Below are 18,875 nucleotides of genomic sequence, written 5' to 3'. Positions count from 1 at the left end.
GAGCGGCCCTCATCCGGCGCGTTGCGCCACCTTCTCCCGCAAGCGGGAGAAGGGAGTGCGGTTGGTTACGCGGTGGCCGGAGCGCCACCTTCTCCTGCGAGCGGGAGAAGGAAGTTTGGTCAGTTGTGCGTTGGCCGGAGCGCCACCGTCTCCCGCGAGCTGGGGAAGAGAGTGTCGTTGGACGCGCATTGGCCGGAGCGCTTCCTTCTCCCGCTTGCGGGGGAAGGTGCCCGCAGGGCGGATGGGGGGCGAGCGAAGCGCGTGCCGTCAGTCCTTGCCTGCCATGGGTGGCAGCCGGTCCCTGGTCAGCCGAACAATCAGGTGCTTCAGCAACGGCTGCCCCCGTCGGTGCTGAAGATCGACATCAGCCACTGGTCCATCTCGCTGACCAACGCAGCGACGGTCTCGTAAACCTGGCGCCGTCTCCCGCGCGCGGGAAAAGGGAGTGTGGTTGGTTGCGCGTTGGCCGGAGCGCACCTTCTCCCGCAAGCGGGAAAAAGGAGCGTGGCTGGATGCGCATTGGTCGGAGCGCTTCCTTCTCCCGCTTGCGGGGGAAGGTGCCCGCAGGGCGGATGGGGGGCGAGCGAAGCGCGTGCCGTCAGTCTTGCCGGCCATGCGTGGCAGCCGGTCCCTGGTCAGCCGAACAATCAGGAGCGCTTCCTTCTCCCGCTTGCGGGGGAAGGTGCCCGCAGGGCGGATGGGGCGAGCGAAGCCTGCCGTCAGTCCTTGCCGGCCATGCGTGGCAGCCCGTCCTTGGCCAGCCGGTCGATCAGCCGTTCCAGCAGCTGCTGTTCCTCGTCGCTGAACACCGACATCAGCCGTTGTTCCATCTCGTTGACCAGTGGCGCGACGGTCTCATAGACCTGGCGCCCGGCCGGCGACAGTGCCAGCATCGAACGGCGGCGGTCGTCGCCATGGGTTTCGCGGCGGATGAAGCCGCGCTCCAGCAGCCGGGCCACTGCGCGGCTCACTGCCACCTTGTCCATCGCCGTGCGGTCGGAGACCTCGCTGGCCGAAGAGCCCGGATACAGCGCCAGGATGGTGATCACCCGCCACTCCGGAATGGCCATTCCGTAACGATCGCCGTATACCTTGGCGATATTGCTGCTGATGCGGTTGGACAGCACGCTCAGCCGATACGGCAGGAACTGCTCCAGGTTGAGCAGCACGGGGTGTTGCGGCGGATGGGGGGCGTCGTGATCGCTCATGTTGCACTGTGTCTTGATTTTGGTTTCATTTGCAACTACAAACGGAGGGTGGCCTGCGCATTCTCGCGGGTCTTCTGCTAGTCCGCATAGCCCTGCGACGCCCCAGCGTGGAGAAACGACGATGAGCGCACAACCGAACACCACTGTAGCCCGCCCGGATCCGGGGATGCAGGTCACCACTTTCGACAATCCGATGGGCATCGACGGGTTCGAATTCGTCGAGTTCGCCGCACCGGCCGGCCAGGCGGCGCAGCTGCACGACTATTTCCGCGCGATGGGCTTCAGCGCCGTGCTGCGTCACCGCAGCCGCCCCATTACCGTCTATCGCCAGGGCGGGGTCAACTTCCTGCTCAACGAAGACCCCGATTCGTTCGCGGCCGATTTCGCCGCCGCGCACGGCCCCTGCGCCTGCGGCTTTGCCATCCGCTTCCGCACGCCGGCCGACACGGTGCTGCAGACGGTGCTGGGCAACGGCGGCGAAGCGGTGCAGAACAAGCCCGACACCCGCGCGGTGCCGGCACCGGTGGTCAAGGGCATCGGCGACTGCATGCTGTACCTGGTGGACCGCTACGGCGATGCGGGCAGCATCTACGATGCCGACTTCGAACCGATCGAAGGCGCCGACCAGCACCCGGCTGGCTTCGGGCTGACCTTCATCGACCACCTCACCCACAACCTGTATTTCGGCAACATGCAGCGCTGGTCGGATTACTACGAGCGCTTGTTCAACTTCCGCGAGATCCGCTACTTCGACATCAAGGGCGCCAAGACCGGCCTGGTGTCCAAGGCGATGACCGCCCCGGACGGCATCGTGCGCATCCCGCTCAATGAATCGTCCGACCCCAAGAGCCAGATCAACGAGTATCTGGACGCCTATCAGGGCGAAGGTATCCAGCACATCGCCTGCTTCACCGACGACATCTACACCAGCGTGGAGAAGATGCGCGCGGCCGGCGTGAGCTTCCTGGATACGCCGGACACCTATTTCGACGTGGTGGACCTGCGCATTCCCGAACACGGCGAAGATGTCGAACGCCTGCGCCGCAACAAGATCCTGATCGACGCCGACCCGGATACCAAGCAGCGCAAGCTGCTGCAGATCTTCACCACCAACTGCATCGGCCCGATCTTCTTCGAGATCATCCAGCGCAAGGGCAATGAAGGCTTCGGCGAAGGCAATTTTCAGGCGTTGTTCGAAAGCATCGAGCGCGACCAGATCAAGCGTGGGGTGCTTTGAGGGCTGGGATTCGGGAGTGGTGATTCGGGATTCGGGTCAGCTGCACATTGGCACGTAGTGGAGCCCCCGCACTCCGTAACGCGGTTGCCTGACAACATAGGCCAATGAAACCGCACGTGCTTAAAGCCCCTCTCCCCACGGGAGAGGGGTTGGGGTGAGGGTACGGTGGAGCGATGCGAATCAAACCGCCATTACCCACCGTTGGACTCACCAATGCGCGCGCGTTACGAACAGCAATGACCGACGCAGAACGCGCGCTCTGGCGCTGTCTGCGTGCAAATCAGCTCCGAGGCTTCAAGTTCCGACGGCAGCATCCGATTCCGCCGTACATCGCAGATTTCTGTTGTGTCGACGCAATGTTGATTGTTGAGTTGGACGGATCGCAACATCAGGAAGTCAGTGATCAAGCAAGAACGCAATGGCTGCAATCGAGGGGTTGGACAGTGCTGCGCTTTTGGAACAACGATGTACTGCTTTCGCTGGACGCGGTGGTTGAAGCGATCTTCAAAACAGTCGCTATACCGTACCCTCACCCCCACCCCTCTCCCGACGGGAGAGGGGCTTGATCCACCCCAAGCCCAGCCTTCTGCGGTGGTTGAGGCGATCTTCATAATAGTCGCTACCCCGTACCCTCACCCCAACCCCTCTCCCGGTGGGAGAGGGGCTTAAATCCCAGCCTCCTTGGGGGCTCATTCGGACGCATGCCATGCACAACCCACAGCGCTACATGACCGGCTTCGGCAACGAGTTCGCCACCGAAGCCGTTGCCGGTGCTCTACCGGTTGGGCAGAACTCGCCGCAGCGCGTGGCGCATGGGCTGTATGCCGAGCAGTTGTCCGGCACCGCGTTCACCGCGCCGCGCGGCGAGAACCGGCGCAGCTGGCTGTATCGCATTCGTCCGGCCGCCGTGCATGGCAGTTTTTCGTTGATCGAGCAGTCGCACGTGCACAACGCCTTCGGCAGCGGCCCGGTGCCGCCGGATCAGCTGCGCTGGAACCCGTTGCCGCTGCCATCCGTACCCACCGATTTTGTCGATGGCCTGTACACCATGGCAGGCAATGGCGGCCCCGAAGCGATGACGGGCGTGGCCGTGCATCTGTATGCCGCCAATGCCTCCATGCACGAGCGCTTCTTCTATAACGCCGATGGCGAGTTGTTGCTGGTGCCGCAGCTGGGCCGGCTGCGCGTGTGCACCGAGCTGGGTGTGCTCGAACTGGAGCCGCAGCAGATCGGCGTAATTCCACGCGGCGTGCGGTTTCGCGTTGAATTGCTGGATGGCACCGCACGCGGCTACGTGTGCGAAAACTTCGGCGGACTGCTGCGCTTGCCCGACCTGGGGCCGATCGGCTCCAACGGGCTGGCCAACCCGCGCGATTTCGAAACCCCGCATGCGGCCTTCGAACAACGCGAAGGCGCGTTCGAACTGGTCGCCAAATTCCAGGGTCATCTGTGGCGTGCCGCCATTGGCCACTCGCCGCTGGATGTGGTTGCCTGGCACGGCAATTACGCGCCGTATCGCTACGACCTGCGCCGCTTCAACACCATCGGTTCGATCAGTTTCGATCACCCCGATCCCAGCATCTTTACTGTACTGACCTCGCCCAGCGACACGCACGGCACCGCAAACATGGACTTTGCGATCTTCCCGCCGCGCTGGCTGGTGGCGCAGCACACCTTCCGCCCGCCATGGTTCCACCGCAATGTGGCCAGCGAATTCATGGGCCTGGTGCAGGGCGTCTACGACGCCAAGGCCGAGGGGTTCGCACCCGGCGGTGCATCGCTGCACAACTGCATGAGCGGGCACGGCCCGGATGCGGCCACGTTCGAAAAGGCTTCGCAGGCGGACCTGACGCGTCCGGACGTCATTGCCGACACCATGGCTTTCATGTTCGAAACCCGTGCGGTGCTGCGCCCAACTCAACAGGCGCTGCAGGCCAGTCATCGGCAGGGCGACTATCAGCAGTGCTGGTCCGGCCTGCGTGCTGCATTCACCAATCCGTCCACGGACTGAGCAGCGCCGCAGGGAATGCGGGTCGCGCCAACTGGCACAGAGGGTCACAGGCGATCAAGCACGTGATCGCCTGTGACCCTGTCCTTGCGTCAACCGCCACGCATCGACAAGCGGGCTGCAATCAGGCGGCCTGCAATGCCTCTGGAAGCAGTTCGCCGATACGCGCCCGCACGCGTTCGGCGTACGAGGCAGAGGTGAACTGCGGCAGCTCCTGCAATGCCACGCCGATGGCGATGCCGATCGCGTCGTCCGCACGCGCCGCCTGCAGCTGGCGATGCAGCACTGCGGCGGCCGGGTTGCGTTGCAATTGCAGGATGTCCAGCAGATACAGCCGGGCGTTGGTGGCCGCGCGCCGGCGCTGGCGGTGCAGGTCGTCGGCGGTGGGCAGCGCTTGCAGGGTCTGGGCCACCGTGGGCGCCGTTGCAATCGTGGAGCCTGCGGTACGTGCAGCGGTCTCGGGCACGGCGGCCTCCGCGCTGCCGTCGGCAGGCGTCAGATAGCCCATTGCACACAGCGTCTGCACCAGCGCGGTGCCGTTGTCGCCGAGCAACTTCGCAAGTGCGGTCAAGTCACGTTGGCCATCGGCCAGGATCAACGCACGGCGCTGCAGCAGGGTCAGCGGGCTGCGATGCGACTGCAGCGCAGTCAGGGCGAGTGCGGTCTTGCGTGGGGTCATGGCGGCGGTCCTGCGAAGCCGGCAGGGTGAGCGTTGCCAATGAAACGCCGATGACATTGGCGCGACACCTTGCACCGTACGTGCCAGTGCCAGCATCGGTGGCAATGACCTCACCTCCACACCGCCACCCTGCGCGCTGTGTACGCTTGGCCAACGCACAGGAGCATATCGATGACATCCAGATTGTCTGGCTTGCTGGGAATGGTGCTGGTCGTTGCCGGCTGTCATCGCGCGGACGACACGCCGGCTGCAGCAGCGCCGGCCGAGACGGCCCACACGCCGGTGGCGTCCGCCAACGACCAGCCTGCGGACGCGGTACCGCCGGCCACGGCGCCGGTAGGCACGTTTCCACCGCAGGTGCGGCCGCAGCCCACCACGCTTGCGCGGATGGATGGCTACGGCGACCTGCGCCTGGGCATGGATGCCACGCAGGCGCGTACGGCGTGGGGTGGCGAGCTGCGCGGCAGCGCAGCCAGCGATGGCGGCTGCTACCTGCTGCGTCCGCAATGGGCCCAGGATGCGCGGGAATTCGGTTTCATGTTCGAAGGCGATCACCTGGTCCGTTACCAGACCACTGAGCCCAAGGAAGTTGCGCCAGGGGGCGGCAAGGTCGGCATGACGCTGGCGCAGCTGCGCGCGTTGTATCCGCAGGGGCTTGACGCGCAGCCGCACAAATACCTGCCGGGCGCGCAGACGCTGCGGCATGCCGATGCCGCCACCTCGTCGGCGCTGGTATTCGAGACCGATGCCGAGGGCAGGGTGAGCAGCTGGCGAGTCGGGCAGCCGCCCCAGGTGGACTACGTCGAGGGCTGTGGTTAGCCGCCTGCGTGCAAGCAGGGTGCGACGCCATCGGTCAGACGCGTGGCACGCGACCTGCCGGGCGTTGCCTCGATCACAACAACGCGTGCCAGACACGCAACGTGGCGGCGACGGGCCTCCAACGATGCGGGTGCGGGTGCGATCCGACTCAGTCGCAGTGCGCGCTCCGGCATGCCACGCGCAGCAAGAACACTGCGCCCTAGCCCTAGCCAGCGCTGCCGCAGCTGCAGCTGCAGCCGCACGCTTAGCGCGGCTCGGACGACGGCCGCTCGTGCTGCCTGGCGGTTTCTTCGTTCTCGCCGATATCGCCGTCGCTGGCCGGCGTGGGCAGGCCTTCGTTTTCCATTTCGCCGTGATTGGGCACTTCCGGGCGATCTTCCATCATCAGCGACAGCGCGGCCTTGGCCATCATGTGGGCGCTGATCGGTGCGGTGATGAACAGGAAGACGGTGATCAGCAACTCGCGCGGCTGCGGGTCCACGCCCAGGAACAGGTGATAGCCCACCGAACCCAGCAGCACGCAGCCCACGCCCAGGGTGCTGGCCTTGGTCGGCGCATGCAGGCGCTTGAAAAAGTCCGACAGCTTCACCAACCCGAAGGCGCCGATCAGGATGAAGAAGGTGCCGACCAGCAGCAGCGCGCTCAGCAGATATTCGGTGAGCGCGATCATTCGACGATGTCCCGGCGCAGCACGTACTTGCTCAACACCACGGTGCTGCCGAAGCCCAGCATCGCAATCACCAGCGCGGCCTCGAAGTAGATCGGCGAATCCAGGTACATGCCCAGCAGCATCAACTCGGCGATGGCGGTAATGGACAGTGTGTCCAGCGCCAGGATGCGGTCGGGTACCGTCGGCCCGCGCAGCAGTCGCCACAGTGCCATGAGGATGGCCAGGCCCACCGCATGCATGCAGATGACGATGGTCGATTCGATGAACATGTGACCGGTCATGGAAAGATCTCCATCAGGGGCTTTTCGTAGCGGGCCTTGATCTCGGCGATCAATGCGTCCGGATCGTCCAGATGCAGCACATGCACCAGCAGGTACTTGCGGTCGTCCGACAGCGCAGCCGACACCGTGCCGGGCGTGAGCGTGATCATGCTGGTCAGTGCGGCAATACCATGGATGTTGGCGATATCCAGCGGCACCCAGATGAAACCGGGATGGATACGCGACTCCGGCCCGAGCACCTGCACCGCGACCTTGATATTGGAGCGCACGATGTCGCCTGCGGCCACCAGCAGCATGCGCGGCACCGAGCGCAGCGAGCCGATGCGGGCGAATTCGCGGTCCAGCCGTGCGGCGAAGATCGGTACCACCACGCCTAGCAGCGCGCCCAGCACCCACTGCTGCGGGCCGAAGCTGTCGCTGAGCAGCAGCCAGAACACGAAGACCATCACGCTCAACGGCGCGGATGGAAAAAGCCGTCGCCGCCACGGCACGCGTGCGCTCATGGCTGCCTCCGTTGCGGGGTGGTCGCGCGTACCTGTTCCACATAGCGGCCGGGGTCGCGCAGCTGTGCTGCGGCATCGTCGGTGTAGCGCATCAGCGGCCCGGCGCAGACCGTCATTGCCACCAGCCCGCTCAGCAGCAGCAGCGTGGCGGCCGTTTCCACCGGGCGCATGCGGCCACGGCGCTGCGGTTGCAGCTCGGGCGTGTCTTCCACCGCCGCCGGCACGCGCCAGAACAGGCGCACGCCGGCGCGGGTCAGGCCGATCACCACCAGCAGGCTGCTGCCAAGGATCGCGCCCCAGACCGGCGCCACCAGGCCTGCGGGCACGTGCTGCAGCAGCGCGGCCTTGGCCAGGAAGCCGGACAACGGCGGCAGCCCGGCGACCGCCACGGCAGCGATCATGAACATGGTGCCCGGAATGGCACGGCCCGGTAGCGGTGCCACCACTTCCTTGCGGTCGCCGGCGCTGCCACGCCGCCGCCGGATCAGGTCCGAGACCATGAACAGCGCCGCGGCCACGAAGCTGCTGTGCGGCAGGTAATACAGGCCCGCGCCGAGCGCGCCTGCGTCGTCGAGCGAGAAGGCGATGAACAGGGTCGCCGCGGAAAACACCACCAGATACGACACCATCACCCGCAGCCGCGAGGCGGCCATCACCCCGAATGCGGCCATCAGCAGCGTGCCGATGCCCAGCCACAGCAACGCGTGCCGGCCGAAGCCGTGCAAGGCCCCGGCACCGGCGCCAAACCACAGGCTCGACACGCGCAAGACCGCGTACAGGCCTACCTTGGTCATGATCGCAAACAGCGCCGCCACCGCCGCCGGTGCACGCGAGTAGGTCTCCGGCAGCCACAGGTACAGCGGCAACAAGGCGGCCTTGCTGCAGAACACCAGCAGCAACAGTCCGAGCGTGGCTTTGGCCATCGGCACATCCTGCGCCGGCAGCTCGGCGATGCGCTGCGACAGCTCGGCCATGTTGAGCGTGCCGAACACGCCGAATAGCAGCCCCAGCCCGATCAGGAACAAGGTCGAGGCGCACACATTGAACACCACGTAATGCAGGCCCACACGCATCTGCAGGCCACGTCCGCCGCTGAGCAACAGCCCATAGGAGGCGATCAGCATCACTTCGAAGAACACGAACAGATTGAAGATATCGCCGGTCAGGAACGCACCGTTCAAGCCCATCAGCTGGAACTGGAACAGCGCATGGAAATGCGGCGCGCGGCGGTCCCAGCCGGCGCAGGCATGCAGCAGGCAGGCCGCGCCCAGGACCAGTGTGGTCAACAGCATCCACGCAGACAGCCGGTCGCCCATCAGCACGATGCCGAACCGCGCCGGCCAATCGCCCAGCAGGTACACCAGCACGTTGCCCTCGGCAGCGCGGGCAAACAGCGCCAGCACCGCGGCGGCCAGCAAGGCCATGCTCACCCAGGCCACGCTGCGCTGCACGCGCGGCCCGTAGCGGCGGTGCTCGACGAACAGCGACGCCGACGCCCCCAGCATCGGGATCAGGATCGGCAGGATCAGCAGATGGTTCATCGCCGCGCCTGCCGCGTATCGACACCGGTGGCGGCATCTTCATGCGCATCCACGTGGTCGCTGCCATTGTCGCTGCGGCTGCGGATCGCCAGCACCAGGCTCACCGCGGTCATCGCAAAGGCGATCACGATCGCGGTCAGCACCAGCGCCTGCGGCAGCGGGTCGGTGTAGTGCTCCAGATCCACCGGCACGCCATCGCGCAAGACCGGCGGCTGACCGGCGCGCAGCCGTCCGCCGGCGAAGATCAGCAGGTTGGTCGCGTACGACAGGAAGGTCATCCCCAGGATCACATCGAAGCTGCGCGCACGCAGCAGCAGATAGATCGCCAGGGCGGTGAGGACACCGATCGCGCTTGCCAATGCCAATTCCATCAATGCTGCTCCGCGGTGCGTGTCGAACGTTGGGTGGGATCGATTTCGCCGCGTTGCGAACTACGCGTGCGCGACGGTTTGATCGTGCCCATCATCGACAGCATCAGCATCGCCGCACCGAACACCACCAGGTACACCCCCACGTCGAAGCCCAATGCGCTGGCCAGCTCCAGCTCGCCCAGCAGCGGCAGCGGCAGATCGACATGGCCGCTGCTCAGGAACGGCAGCCCGAACAGCAGCGAACCGGCACCGCTCAGCAATGCGCACAACAGGCCAATACCGATCAAGCGGATGTAGTCGAAGCCGAAACGCGACTCCACCGACGCGGTGCCCTGGATCACGTACTGCATCAACAACGGCACCGCCAGCACCAGGCCGGCAATGAAGCCACCGCCAGGCGCGTTGTGGCCGCGCAAGAACAGGAACAGCGACACGGTGAGCGTCAGCGGGAACATGATCTGCGCCAGATCCGCCGGTACTGGCAGCCGTATCGCCGGCCCCGGCATGGTGCGCTCCGGTGCCATCCGCGAGCGTCGCAGCAGCGCATGCACCACCAGCCCGGCAATCGCGAACACGGTGATCTCGCCGAAGGTATCGAAGCCGCGGAAATCCACCAGGATCACGTTGACCACGTTGCGCCCATACGCCTCAGGCAACGCGCGTTGCAGCAACTCGCCGGCCACGGTGTGGGTGGGTTGCGTCATCAGGGTATACGCCAGCGCGGCCAGGCCGGTGCCGCCAATGATTGCGATGGCGACATCGCGACACTTGCGCAGCCGCGCGCGCTCCGGCAACGAGCGCTCCGGCAGGTAGTTCATCGCCAGCAGCATCAGCACCAGCGTGACCATCTCCACCAGCAGCTGGGTCAATGCAAGATCCGGTGCGGACAGGAACACGAAGGTCAGACTGACTGCCAGGCCGGTGCCACCAAGCACCAGCACCGCCAGCAGGCGCTGCTTGTACAGGAACAGGCTGCCCAACGCGCACGCGATCAACAGCAGCCATACCGTCCAGCCCAGCAGCGGCATGGGCGTGGGCGCGGGCCACTCCGGCAGCGCGCCCCCTTGCAGGAACGGCACCAGTGCCACCACCACCGCGCTCAGTACCAGCAGCATCAGCATGCGCTGCAGGTTGCCGTTGGTCACCGCATCGGTCATGCGGGCGGTGGCGCTGAACAAGGTGCGCAGGTTCCAGTGGAACAGGGCCTTGCCGGGCGAGCGGTTCTGCACCGCGTACAGATCCAGCATGCGACGGATCGCAACGTACAGCAGCGCCCCGCCGATCATGCCGGCGATGCTCATCGCCAGCGGCCAGTTGACGCCATGCCACAGCGCCAGGCTGTACTCGGGCAGTGCATCGCCGAGAATGGCACTGGCACCGGCGCGCAGCACCGGCGCCACGGTCCAGGCCGGCACGATGCCTACCGCCAGGCAGATCAGCACCAGCACATCCACCGGGATGCGCATCCAGCGCGGCGGCTCGTGCGGCGTGGTGTCCAGATCGAGCGGGCCATCGCCAAAGAACGTGTCGTGCACGAAGCGCAGGCTGTAGGCCACGCCAAGCACGCCGGCCAGCAAGGCGGCGATGCTTGCCAGGATGCGCATCAGCTGCGGCGCTTCGGTTTCCAGCGCCACCGCGAAGAACATTTCCTTCGACAAGAATCCGTTGAGCAAGGGAATGCCGGCCATGGCCAGCGATGCGATGATCGCCAGCGCACTGGTAACGGGCATCAATCGGCGCAGATTGCCCAGCTTGCGCATGTCGCGCGTGCCGGTTTCGTGGTCGATGATGCCCGCAGCCATGAACAACGAGGCCTTGAACACCGCGTGGTTGAGGATGTGGAACACGCCAGCCACCACCGCCATCGGCGTGGACAGGCCGAACAACATCGTGATCAGGCCAAGGTGTGAAATGGTCGAGTACGCCAGCACGCCCTTGAGATCGTGCTGGAAGATCGCGTACCACGCTCCCAGCAACAACGTGATCGCTCCGATGCTGGTGACCGTATAGAAAAACAGGTCGCTACCGGCCAGCGCAGGGTGCAGCCGCGCCAGCAAAAACACACCGGCCTTGACCATCGTGGCCGAGTGCAGATACGCCGACACCGGCGTGGGCGCGGCCATCGCATGCGGTAACCAGAAATGGAACGGAAACTGCGCGCTCTTGGTAAAAATGCCCAGCAGCACCAAGCCCAACGCGTATGGATACAGCGGGCTGGCGCGGATCACATCGCCGGCGGCCAGCACCGCGTCCAGCTGAAAACTGCCGACGATACGGCCGATCATCAAGACCCCGCCCAGCAGGGCAAGCCCGCCACCGGCGGTCAACACGAACGCCATGCGTGCGCCTTCGCGCGCATCCTTGCGATGCGACCAGAACCCGATCAGCAGGAAGGAGCTGATGCTGGTGAGTTCCCAGAACACCATCAACAGCAGCAGATTGCCCGACAGCACCATGCCGAGCATCGCGCCCATGAACAGCAGCAGATACGCAAAAAAGCGCGATGCGCTGTCGCGTGCACTCAGGTAGTAATGCGCATACAGCACCACCAGGGCGCCGATGCCGAGCACCAGCAACGCAAACATCCAGGCCAGGCCATCCAGCCGCAGCGAAAACAGCAAGCCGATCTGCGGCAACCATGCATGCTCGCTGGCAATCACCTCACCGCGCAGCACTGCCGGCGTGAGTGTGGCAAGCACCAGCAACCCCGCCAACGGCGCGGCCGCAGCCAACCACGCGGTGATCGAACGGGGCGCGCGCCGGAACAGCGCAGCGGCGGCCGCCATCAGGAATGGCAGCGCAAGCAGAATTTCCAACGAAAAAGGCATGCAGGGAACACAAGATTCGCGAGCAGGCCAGAGAGCTTAACAAACCGTTGACTGACGTCCGTGTCAACGCCGGTGCTGCATCACGCGCGGATGGGCCGCCAAATGGCTACGCAACTGCGCGGTGTACTGGGTATGCTGCCGTCATTCCCGCCTGCGCCGTTGCCCCGTGACCGCTACCCATCCCGCTCCGACCACTGCCGTTTCTGCGCCGCGCGCCCTGGTGTTCGGCGGCAGCGGGCAGATTGGCGAGCGCCTGCTGACCCGTCTGCTGAGTCGCGGCTGGCAGGTCACCGCCTGGTCGCGTCAGCCGCGCGCCGCGCGCGCTGGATTGATCTGGAGACAAGGGGATCTGGCGATGCCGGCCGCCGCGGGCGAGGCGTTCGAGGTGATCTTCAGCTGCGGGCCGTTGGACCATTTCGCCCGCTGGTATGCAGAAAACCCCGTGGTTGCACCGCGCATCGTGGCGTTTGGCTCCACCAGTGTGGAGGTCAAGGAACATTCCATCGATGCCGCCGAGCGCGACGTGGCGCAGCGACTGGCCCATGCCGAACAGGCGCTGTTCTCCGCAGCGCAGGCGCGCGGCGCCACCGCCACCGTGCTGCGTCCGACCCTGGTGTACGGTGCCGGACGCGACAAGACGCTGACGCAGATCGCCGGGCTGGCGCAGCGCACCGGTGCGTTCGTCCTGCCCGCCAACGCCACCGGCCTGCGCCAACCGGTGCACGTGGATGACCTGGCCAGCGCCGCGCTGGCGGTGATTGGCCAACCCGGCACCCAGCAACGCAGCTATGCCGTGGGCGGCGGTGAAGTGCTGGCCTACACGCAGATGGTGGAGCGCGTGCTGGCGGCATTGCCGCGACCGGCGCGGCTGTATCAGGTGCCACCGGGCCTGTTCGGGTTCGCGCTGACCACGGCGCAACGCCTGGGGCGGCTGCGTGGCATGAATGCGGCCGCGTTGCAGCGCATGCGCGACGATCTGGTGTTCGACCTGGAGCCGGCACGTCGCGATTTCGGTTATGCGCCGCGCGCGTTCCGGCCATTGCCGGAAGAGCTCGGCATCGGCGAATGACGCGCAGACCTGGCCGGCAATGCCCGGATCAGATGCGCCTGCAGGCCTTGAAGCGCCAGTCGCCGCGTGGCGTGCTGCGCAACGAGGCGATGACCCGCAGGCAACGCCGCGCATGACGCCGGCCGACAGCGGGCGAGCCCCGCGCCACCGCCCGTCTCAGTAACGCCACCCCAGCTGCCGGTACACCTTGGCCAACACCCAGATCGGCCCGATCAGCAGATAGGTCAGGTCGGTCAGAAAGCTCGGCTTGCGGCCTTCGATCTTGTGCCCCACGAACTGGGCGATCCACGCCAGCACGAAGACCGACAACGCGCTGGTGAACACGCCGCCCAGACCGACCCGGCCTTCGATAAGCCGGCACAGGCAGCCGAAGAAAAAGAAGATCCCCAGCATGCCCAGCCCGAGCGGGCGCGACAGCCGGTTGTAGTACGACCACGCCGCAAACATCGCCAGCGCCGCCCAGACCCCGCTACTGAACCAGGTGCCGCCCACCGGGATGCACCACAGCAGCCCCACCAACGACCACAGGATGGCCGGCACCGCCACCACGTGGATCAGTTGATTGGTGTCGTTGCGGTGGTCGTCGGAATAGCTGGCGAAATAGCGGTCGATCGGTCGCGCGGTCGTGGTGCGTTCGGTCATGTTCCCTCCCAGGAATGACCCAAGCATACGCGTGCGAACGGCCGTGGTGGCACTACGCGAAGGACCGGTCCCTGCCACGCCGCAATCGCATGGCAGGGACCGGTGCAGGTCAGTTGACCGACACCGCACTCCAGGCGGCAGCCACTGCCCGGTACTGGGTGGACGTGCCGCCATACAGATCGGTGGCCGCGCTCAGGGTGGCCCGACGCGCGGCTGCGTAGTTGGTGGAGGAGGTCATGTAGACGGTGAGCGCGCGGTACCAGATGCGGCTGGCAGCGGCGCGGCCGATGGCCGTCAGCGCGGTATTGCCGTTGCAGACCAGCCCGGCCGGGGTCAGGTTGTAACTGGTGCCCGCGCCGAAACCGCTCGGCACCACCGCCCCTTCGGCCAGCAGATAGTAGAAATGATTCGCCACGCCGGAGCTGTAGTGCACATCGATGGAGCCCAGATTGCTGCGATAGCAATCGGGCGAATCGCCGTCCAGGCTTGGCTTGAACATGTAGCGCAAGGCCAGCGTGCCGCTGCTGTTGCCGGCGATGAGTTTCTCGCCGATCAGATAATTGCCCGGCTGCGCGCTGTTGTTGGCGGAGAATTCCACCATCGCGCCCATGATGTCGGAGGTGGCCTCGTTCAGGCCGCCGGACTCACCCGAGTACACCAACCGTGCCGAGCGACTGGTCACCCCGTGCGTCATCTCGTGCCCGGCTACGTCCACCGACACCAGCGGTGTAAACGTGCTGCCGTCGCCATCGCCGAAGGTCATGCAGAAACAGCTGTCCGACCAGAAGGCATTGTTGTAGCGGCTGCCGTAATGCACGCGGCTGCGTGCGCCCTTGCCATCGTTGGCGATGCCGCTGCGCGCGTGGGTGGTCTTGAAGTAATCCCAGGTCAGCGACACCCCGTAGTGCGCATCCACCGCCACCGTGGTGGTGTCGCTGTTGGCGCCGCTGCCCCAGGCATTATCGGCATCGGTCAGCAGCGTGCCGTTGCCCGAGGTGCTGTTGCGCATGTTGTAGGTGGCGCCGCCACCGCGGCCCAGATCGGTCATCTCGAAGCCGCTGCTGCATCGCGTGGTCGCCAGGCCCACGCTGCCCGCGTACAACGAACGCCCGGTGCCGGCGGCACTGGTGCCACCCGCGCAGGCGGTATGTACCGTGTCCCAGGAGTCGAGGATGCGTTGATCCACCGCATCGACGATGTAATGCATTTCGGTCGGCGTCTGATCCGGCTTGATGCCGCTGTAGATCACCTCGTACGCCAGCCGTGGTGCCCCCTGGCGCGCGTACAGTGCCAGGCTTGCACGTGGCGCGGCATCCTGCGGCACATCGAACTGCGCTCCGGCCACACGCAGCGCGGTGGTGGCGTCGATGCCGGGCGCAAGGTCCGGACGCACCGGCGTGTCCAGGGTCTGACTCAATTGGCGCATCACCCCACGGCGTGAATGCACCACCACGTCGCCGCCGATCACCGGCAGCCCCCGGTAGGTGCGATCGAAGCGCACATGCTCGCTGCCATCGGCATCGACGATGCTGTCACGCGCGATAAAGACATCGGCCGGCGCACGATTGGCCATGGCCGACGCGGTATTCCCCAGTAGTGTCTGCGCACGCGTTACCGCCGCATTTGCAGAAAGATCGGCCGCACCAGCGGCAGCAGAAAACGATAGCGCGCAGCAGATGGCTGCGCCCAGTACATGGAATTGCATGACGACTCTCTCCCAGAACGTGCAATGCAAAAACCGGCGAGATGACGCACGGCCGGTCGCGATCGGCAGCAGGTGCCGGCAGACAACTTTGCACAGTCCCGGACATTGCAATAGTAAAAATTACCGGCGTAGTGCGTTCTGTGCGTCGGGCCACATCGCGTTGGGCAACGTATCGCACTGCGATGGATGACCGGTCGCCGTACCGATCTGTCCTGCTTGAACGTGGCTTGGCAACTGCATGTGCGCTACGACCGATGAATGGGAATGCGTCGGGCGTTGCAGATCGCTCACCGCTTACAGTCCATGCGGCGCGCCATGGTCGCGGTGATCACAACGCGCACCGTGTCGGCCGCTGCCAGGCAGGATGCAATCGCGCCGACGCGTGCAGCGGGGCATGAAAAAGCCGGCCATCCACTGGCCGGCTTTTTGGTTGCACCCGTCACACCTCAGCGCGCACCCATTGCCACCTTCTGCTGCTCCTCGCGGACCTGGTGCTGCTGCGCCTGGCCGGCCAGCAGCTGCGCGCTGGTCTGCTCCAGCGGCGGCGCAGGCTGGTTCAGATCCACCGCCGCACGGAAACCCGGCGTGGTGCCCATGACGAACGCCTTGCCATCTTGCACCGTCACGCTCTGCAGCTTGTCTGCGCTGTCGATGCCGTTCTGCTTGGCCTGCAGCGTGACGTGGGCGGCCGCATCGTTGGAGATCATGCTCGGCAGCCTGCTGCGGATTGCGTTGTGCAATGCATGGTCCGGATGCGACGCATCGGTGAGCGAGGGCCCGGTCGGCGCTGCAACCGGGGCCTCGCGTGTAGGCGCCTGCGTGTGTGCCGGCACAGCCGACAACGCCGCCTGCGTGTTGCGGCCAACGATCCCGTCCTGCTGCAGCCCATGCTGCTTCTGGAACGCCATCACCGCCTCGCGCGTGTTGTCGCCAAAGCGCCCATCCTCGGCAAGCCGATTGCCCTGCGCATCGCGCACGCCAAGGCGGTTGAGGTCCTGCTGCAGCTTGCCGACCTCGCTGCCTTGCTCGCCATGACGCAGCGTGCCGCTGCCGGCCGCTGTCGCCGGCTGGGCGTGGCGTGCACCCGACTCCTGCTGGTGGCCCTGATTCCAGAACGTCTCCGGACTGGTCAACTTGCCGTTGGCATCGCGCAACTGGTAATGCACATGCTGTGCGTACTGGCTGTTACCGTTCGGCCCGCGCCCACCCATCGTGCCGATCGCATCGCCCGCCGCCAGCGTCTGGCCTTCCTTCACCTTGAGTCCATCCAGGTGCAGGATTTCGTGCGAGTTACCCTGTGCATCGCGAATCTTGACGGTCCCGTAATTGCCACCCGCGAACGTGACCGTGCCTGCCACGGGCGAATGCACTGTCGGATGCTGCAGATTACGGCCGGTCTGGCCGCCTTGGTAATTGAAGTCGGTTCCGCCATGATCGCGTGCGCTACGGTGCTCGCCGTAGTGACCGGTGATATGCGGCGCAACGCCGTTCTGCGGAGGCAGCATGCGCTCCATGGTGGTCTGGAACGATCCCGACCCTGCCGCTTGCACCGGTGCATGCGCCGCATGCTGCGCGGGCTCCACCGTTTGGCCGAGCTGGCCGTGTTCGAGCTTGCCCATCAGCTCCGGCGTGATGTCGCGCTGCCAGCGCGCAAAGCGGTTTTCGCGATCGGCCAGCCCGTTCGGCGGGTCGCCGCCATTGATCGCCACTCCGGCGGCATGTGCGTCCTGCCTGGCGGCCTGGGGAACGTTGTTCTGCCAGTACCAGGTAGCGATTCGCGAGGCATTTTCTGGCTGCGCGGCCAGTTCGGGATGTGCCACCAGATCCAGATCCAGGGCTTCGCCTGCGGCGCGATACTGGTCCTTGCCGGTGAGCTGGATGTAGCCCCGGCCACGGTAGAGGTAACCATCGCCGGGTTCGGTATTGCCCATGCGTCCGCCGTACATCAGTTCGGCCAGTTTTTCCGGCTGGCCACGCAGCGCTTCCAGACGTGCTTCTTCCAACGCCTCCGGCCCTTCGCGCAGTGCTGACCGCACTTTCGAGCTGACTTGCGACGGCCCGCGCGTATAGCGGAACCCTTCTTCAAGCCGGTTGAGGCCCATCGATTCATGGCCGACCTGGGCCATGAAGTTCGCCAGCTCTTTGGGCTGGGTAATGCCTGCTGCATAGGCCGACTGCAGCAGCCCTGTTTCGCGATCGGTTGCCATGGTGTAACTCCTCATTTCTCAGCAACATGAAATAACGGACTCCTTCCTTGTCCGCGCCAACCATTACGTCCCTTTAATTCGTTTTCTCGCCCGCGGCCTCGTCCAGGGCCGCTGCCTTCTTCAGCGTGGCGGGATCAAACTCCTGGAACGCCACCATGCCGAAATCGTTCGTGGTGAGTTCCAGCGTGTTGTGTTGTTCGGTCTCGGTATCGGACAGATCACGTACCACCTTGTCCAGCAACCAGGTGCGCTTGTCTGCCGAATACTTGAACGTGAAGTCATCGGCCCAGCGCTCGCGCGAACCGCCGGAGATGGAGATGGTGAATTGACCGGGTTGAATGCGTGAAAACGCATACGGATCGCCGGCCAGGCCGCCGCAACGGGCACATGGCACGATCTTGCTGTTTTCAGCCGCTTTCTGGAACGCGCCATCGGCTTGTTGGGTCAGCAATATCACCGTGCGCGGCGTTCCCTCCCCGAGTTTCTCGGTACCGGTGGATGGCGGTGACACCACCAGCAACGCATCGGAGCGTCCCGCGCCGGTCAGATCGCCGCGGATGGTTTCCAGAGCCTTCGATCCAGCAGGAACGAAGGAATCGATCGTGCCCATGGGTACAGTCCCTTGTGTCGATGTGGCGGAAGGTGGTGAAGCGGGGGGGGACGGCTGCGACGTCGCAGCGGCTGCAGTGGCCGCCGGCGTCTCCGGCGCACCTGCCGCAGCCTGCGGACCGTTGCAGGCGGCCAGCGCAATGGCCAGCGCAGTGGCCAGCACCGGGCAAGTCAGTCGAAATGGATGCAAGGTGGTCTCCTGAAACGTAGGTGGTTGCGGTGGCGGCAAGCGCGCCGGTTACAGGGCCTGATCGTCCACCTTGACCAATGTCCAGCAGGGGCGCTGGGCGAAGTGGTAGACCTGCTGGTCGCCGGTGTCGGGGGTGCGGATCAACACCTGCTGACCGTCGCCTTGCTGGGAGACGACCACTTCGCGCCCGCTGCTGCGCACCGCTGCCAGGTCAGGAATGACGGGCCATTTGACTTGCGCCAATGGCACCTCGCGCGTCACGGGTGCCGGCTCGGGCTGCGCCTCGGGGTCGATCTGGATCATGGTCA

The 18,875-nt window shown here is 65.5% G+C and carries 18 protein-coding genes and 1 pseudogene; 5 read left to right on the top strand and 14 right to left on the bottom strand.

Annotated elements, in window-relative coordinates; translation table 11 throughout:
- Positions 1 to 267 precede the first annotated feature (267 nt).
- Both XnspCFBP7698_RS21785 and XnspCFBP7698_RS14480 read right to left on the bottom strand, forming a co-directional pair.
- Positions 268 to 419: pseudogene (locus XnspCFBP7698_RS21785) on the bottom strand (MarR family transcriptional regulator); the annotation flags it as partial.
- 300 nt (positions 420 to 719) lie between these two features.
- Entirely contained in the window at positions 720 to 1,208 is a 489-nt protein-coding gene (locus XnspCFBP7698_RS14480; protein WP_039412698.1) for a MarR family winged helix-turn-helix transcriptional regulator, read from the bottom strand.
- A gap of 121 nt (positions 1,209 to 1,329) precedes the next feature.
- On the opposite strand from XnspCFBP7698_RS14480, the gene hppD reads away from it, so the two are divergent.
- The 3 genes from hppD (at position 1,330) to hmgA (ending at position 4,456) form a co-directional block, all read left to right on the top strand.
- Positions 1,330 to 2,445: a 4-hydroxyphenylpyruvate dioxygenase gene (gene hppD, locus XnspCFBP7698_RS14475; RefSeq protein WP_047693950.1), complete on the top strand. Its 1,116-nt coding sequence runs from the start codon at positions 1,330 to 1,332 to the stop codon at positions 2,443 to 2,445.
- Positions 2,446 to 2,618: 173 nt separating this feature from the next.
- Entirely contained in the window at positions 2,619 to 3,011 is a 393-nt protein-coding gene (locus tag XnspCFBP7698_RS14470; protein WP_081422355.1) for an endonuclease domain-containing protein, read from the top strand.
- Between the two features lie 140 nt (positions 3,012 to 3,151).
- On the top strand, positions 3,152 to 4,456 hold the full coding sequence (gene hmgA / locus XnspCFBP7698_RS14460; RefSeq protein ID WP_104579311.1) for a homogentisate 1,2-dioxygenase: 1,305 nt from the start codon (positions 3,152 to 3,154) through the stop codon (positions 4,454 to 4,456).
- A 121-nt stretch (positions 4,457 to 4,577) separates the two neighbouring features.
- Here the strand turns inward: hmgA and XnspCFBP7698_RS14455 are convergent, their stop codons facing one another.
- The gene (locus tag XnspCFBP7698_RS14455; protein ID WP_104579310.1) at positions 4,578 to 5,132 is read right to left on the bottom strand and encodes a hypothetical protein; all 555 of its coding nucleotides are present in this window, start codon (positions 5,130 to 5,132) and stop codon (positions 4,578 to 4,580) included.
- A 195-nt stretch (positions 5,133 to 5,327) separates the two neighbouring features.
- Here XnspCFBP7698_RS14455 and XnspCFBP7698_RS14450 point away from each other — a divergent pair, with 195 nt between their 5' ends.
- Positions 5,328 to 5,951 carry a lectin gene (locus XnspCFBP7698_RS14450; protein ID WP_104579430.1) on the top strand — a complete coding sequence of 208 codons (624 nt, stop codon included), beginning with the start codon at positions 5,328 to 5,330 and terminating at the stop codon, positions 5,949 to 5,951.
- Positions 5,952 to 6,195: 244 nt separating this feature from the next.
- On the opposite strand, the gene XnspCFBP7698_RS14445 is transcribed toward XnspCFBP7698_RS14450, so the two are convergent.
- From XnspCFBP7698_RS14445 to XnspCFBP7698_RS14420, 6 genes are read right to left on the bottom strand one after another with little or no spacing between them, the layout of a single operon-like run.
- Positions 6,196 to 6,621 (bottom strand): Na+/H+ antiporter subunit G, encoded by a 426-nt coding sequence (locus XnspCFBP7698_RS14445; protein ID WP_104579309.1) that lies wholly within the window; start codon positions 6,619 to 6,621, stop codon positions 6,196 to 6,198.
- A complete protein-coding gene (locus XnspCFBP7698_RS14440) occupies positions 6,618 to 6,902 on the bottom strand; it encodes a K+/H+ antiporter subunit F (RefSeq protein WP_039412714.1) in 285 nt (94 codons plus the stop codon). Before XnspCFBP7698_RS14440 ends, XnspCFBP7698_RS14445 begins: the two co-directional genes overlap by 4 nt.
- On the bottom strand, positions 6,899 to 7,405 hold the full coding sequence (locus XnspCFBP7698_RS14435; protein ID WP_104579308.1) for a Na+/H+ antiporter subunit E: 507 nt from the start codon (positions 7,403 to 7,405) through the stop codon (positions 6,899 to 6,901). Before XnspCFBP7698_RS14435 ends, XnspCFBP7698_RS14440 begins: the two co-directional genes overlap by 4 nt.
- Positions 7,402 to 8,946 (bottom strand): monovalent cation/H+ antiporter subunit D, encoded by a 1,545-nt coding sequence (locus tag XnspCFBP7698_RS14430; protein WP_104579307.1) that lies wholly within the window; start codon positions 8,944 to 8,946, stop codon positions 7,402 to 7,404. Before XnspCFBP7698_RS14430 ends, XnspCFBP7698_RS14435 begins: the two co-directional genes overlap by 4 nt.
- A complete protein-coding gene (locus XnspCFBP7698_RS14425) occupies positions 8,943 to 9,317 on the bottom strand; it encodes a Na+/H+ antiporter subunit C (RefSeq protein WP_039412723.1) in 375 nt (124 codons plus the stop codon). Before XnspCFBP7698_RS14425 ends, XnspCFBP7698_RS14430 begins: the two co-directional genes overlap by 4 nt.
- Positions 9,317 to 12,145, bottom strand: a complete 2,829-nt coding sequence (locus XnspCFBP7698_RS14420) for a monovalent cation/H+ antiporter subunit A (protein WP_104579306.1) — start codon at positions 12,143 to 12,145, stop codon at positions 9,317 to 9,319. The genes XnspCFBP7698_RS14425 and XnspCFBP7698_RS14420 overlap by 1 nt, the downstream gene beginning before the upstream one ends.
- 166 nt (positions 12,146 to 12,311) lie before the next feature.
- On the opposite strand from XnspCFBP7698_RS14420, the gene XnspCFBP7698_RS14415 reads away from it, so the two are divergent.
- Entirely contained in the window at positions 12,312 to 13,214 is a 903-nt protein-coding gene (locus tag XnspCFBP7698_RS14415) for an NAD-dependent epimerase/dehydratase family protein (RefSeq protein WP_104579305.1), read from the top strand.
- Positions 13,215 to 13,370: 156 nt separating this feature from the next.
- On the opposite strand, the gene XnspCFBP7698_RS14410 is transcribed toward XnspCFBP7698_RS14415, so the two are convergent.
- From XnspCFBP7698_RS14410 to XnspCFBP7698_RS21890, 5 genes are all read right to left on the bottom strand, one after another.
- Positions 13,371 to 13,856, bottom strand: a complete 486-nt coding sequence (locus tag XnspCFBP7698_RS14410) for an Mpo1-like protein (protein WP_104579304.1) — start codon at positions 13,854 to 13,856, stop codon at positions 13,371 to 13,373.
- Positions 13,857 to 13,965: 109 nt separating this feature from the next.
- Complete coding sequence (locus XnspCFBP7698_RS14405; protein WP_047693968.1) at positions 13,966 to 15,561, bottom strand: M4 family metallopeptidase; 1,596 nt, start codon at positions 15,559 to 15,561, stop codon at positions 13,966 to 13,968.
- Between the two features lie 446 nt (positions 15,562 to 16,007).
- Positions 16,008 to 17,768 (bottom strand): peptidoglycan-binding protein, encoded by a 1,761-nt coding sequence (locus tag XnspCFBP7698_RS14400; protein WP_104579303.1) that lies wholly within the window; start codon positions 17,766 to 17,768, stop codon positions 16,008 to 16,010.
- 73 nt (positions 17,769 to 17,841) lie between these two features.
- Positions 17,842 to 18,378 carry a hypothetical protein gene (locus XnspCFBP7698_RS14395; protein WP_104579302.1) on the bottom strand — a complete coding sequence of 179 codons (537 nt, stop codon included), beginning with the start codon at positions 18,376 to 18,378 and terminating at the stop codon, positions 17,842 to 17,844.
- Positions 18,379 to 18,615: 237 nt separating this feature from the next.
- Positions 18,616 to 18,870: a hypothetical protein gene (locus tag XnspCFBP7698_RS21890; protein ID WP_047693992.1), complete on the bottom strand. Its 255-nt coding sequence runs from the start codon at positions 18,868 to 18,870 to the stop codon at positions 18,616 to 18,618.
- Positions 18,871 to 18,875 lie beyond the last annotated feature (5 nt).

Source organism: Xanthomonas sp. CFBP 7698 (assembly GCF_003600855.1).
GTDB lineage: Bacteria > Pseudomonadota > Gammaproteobacteria > Xanthomonadales > Xanthomonadaceae > Xanthomonas > Xanthomonas cannabis.
This window is presented reverse-complemented; position numbering and strand designations above follow the sequence as displayed.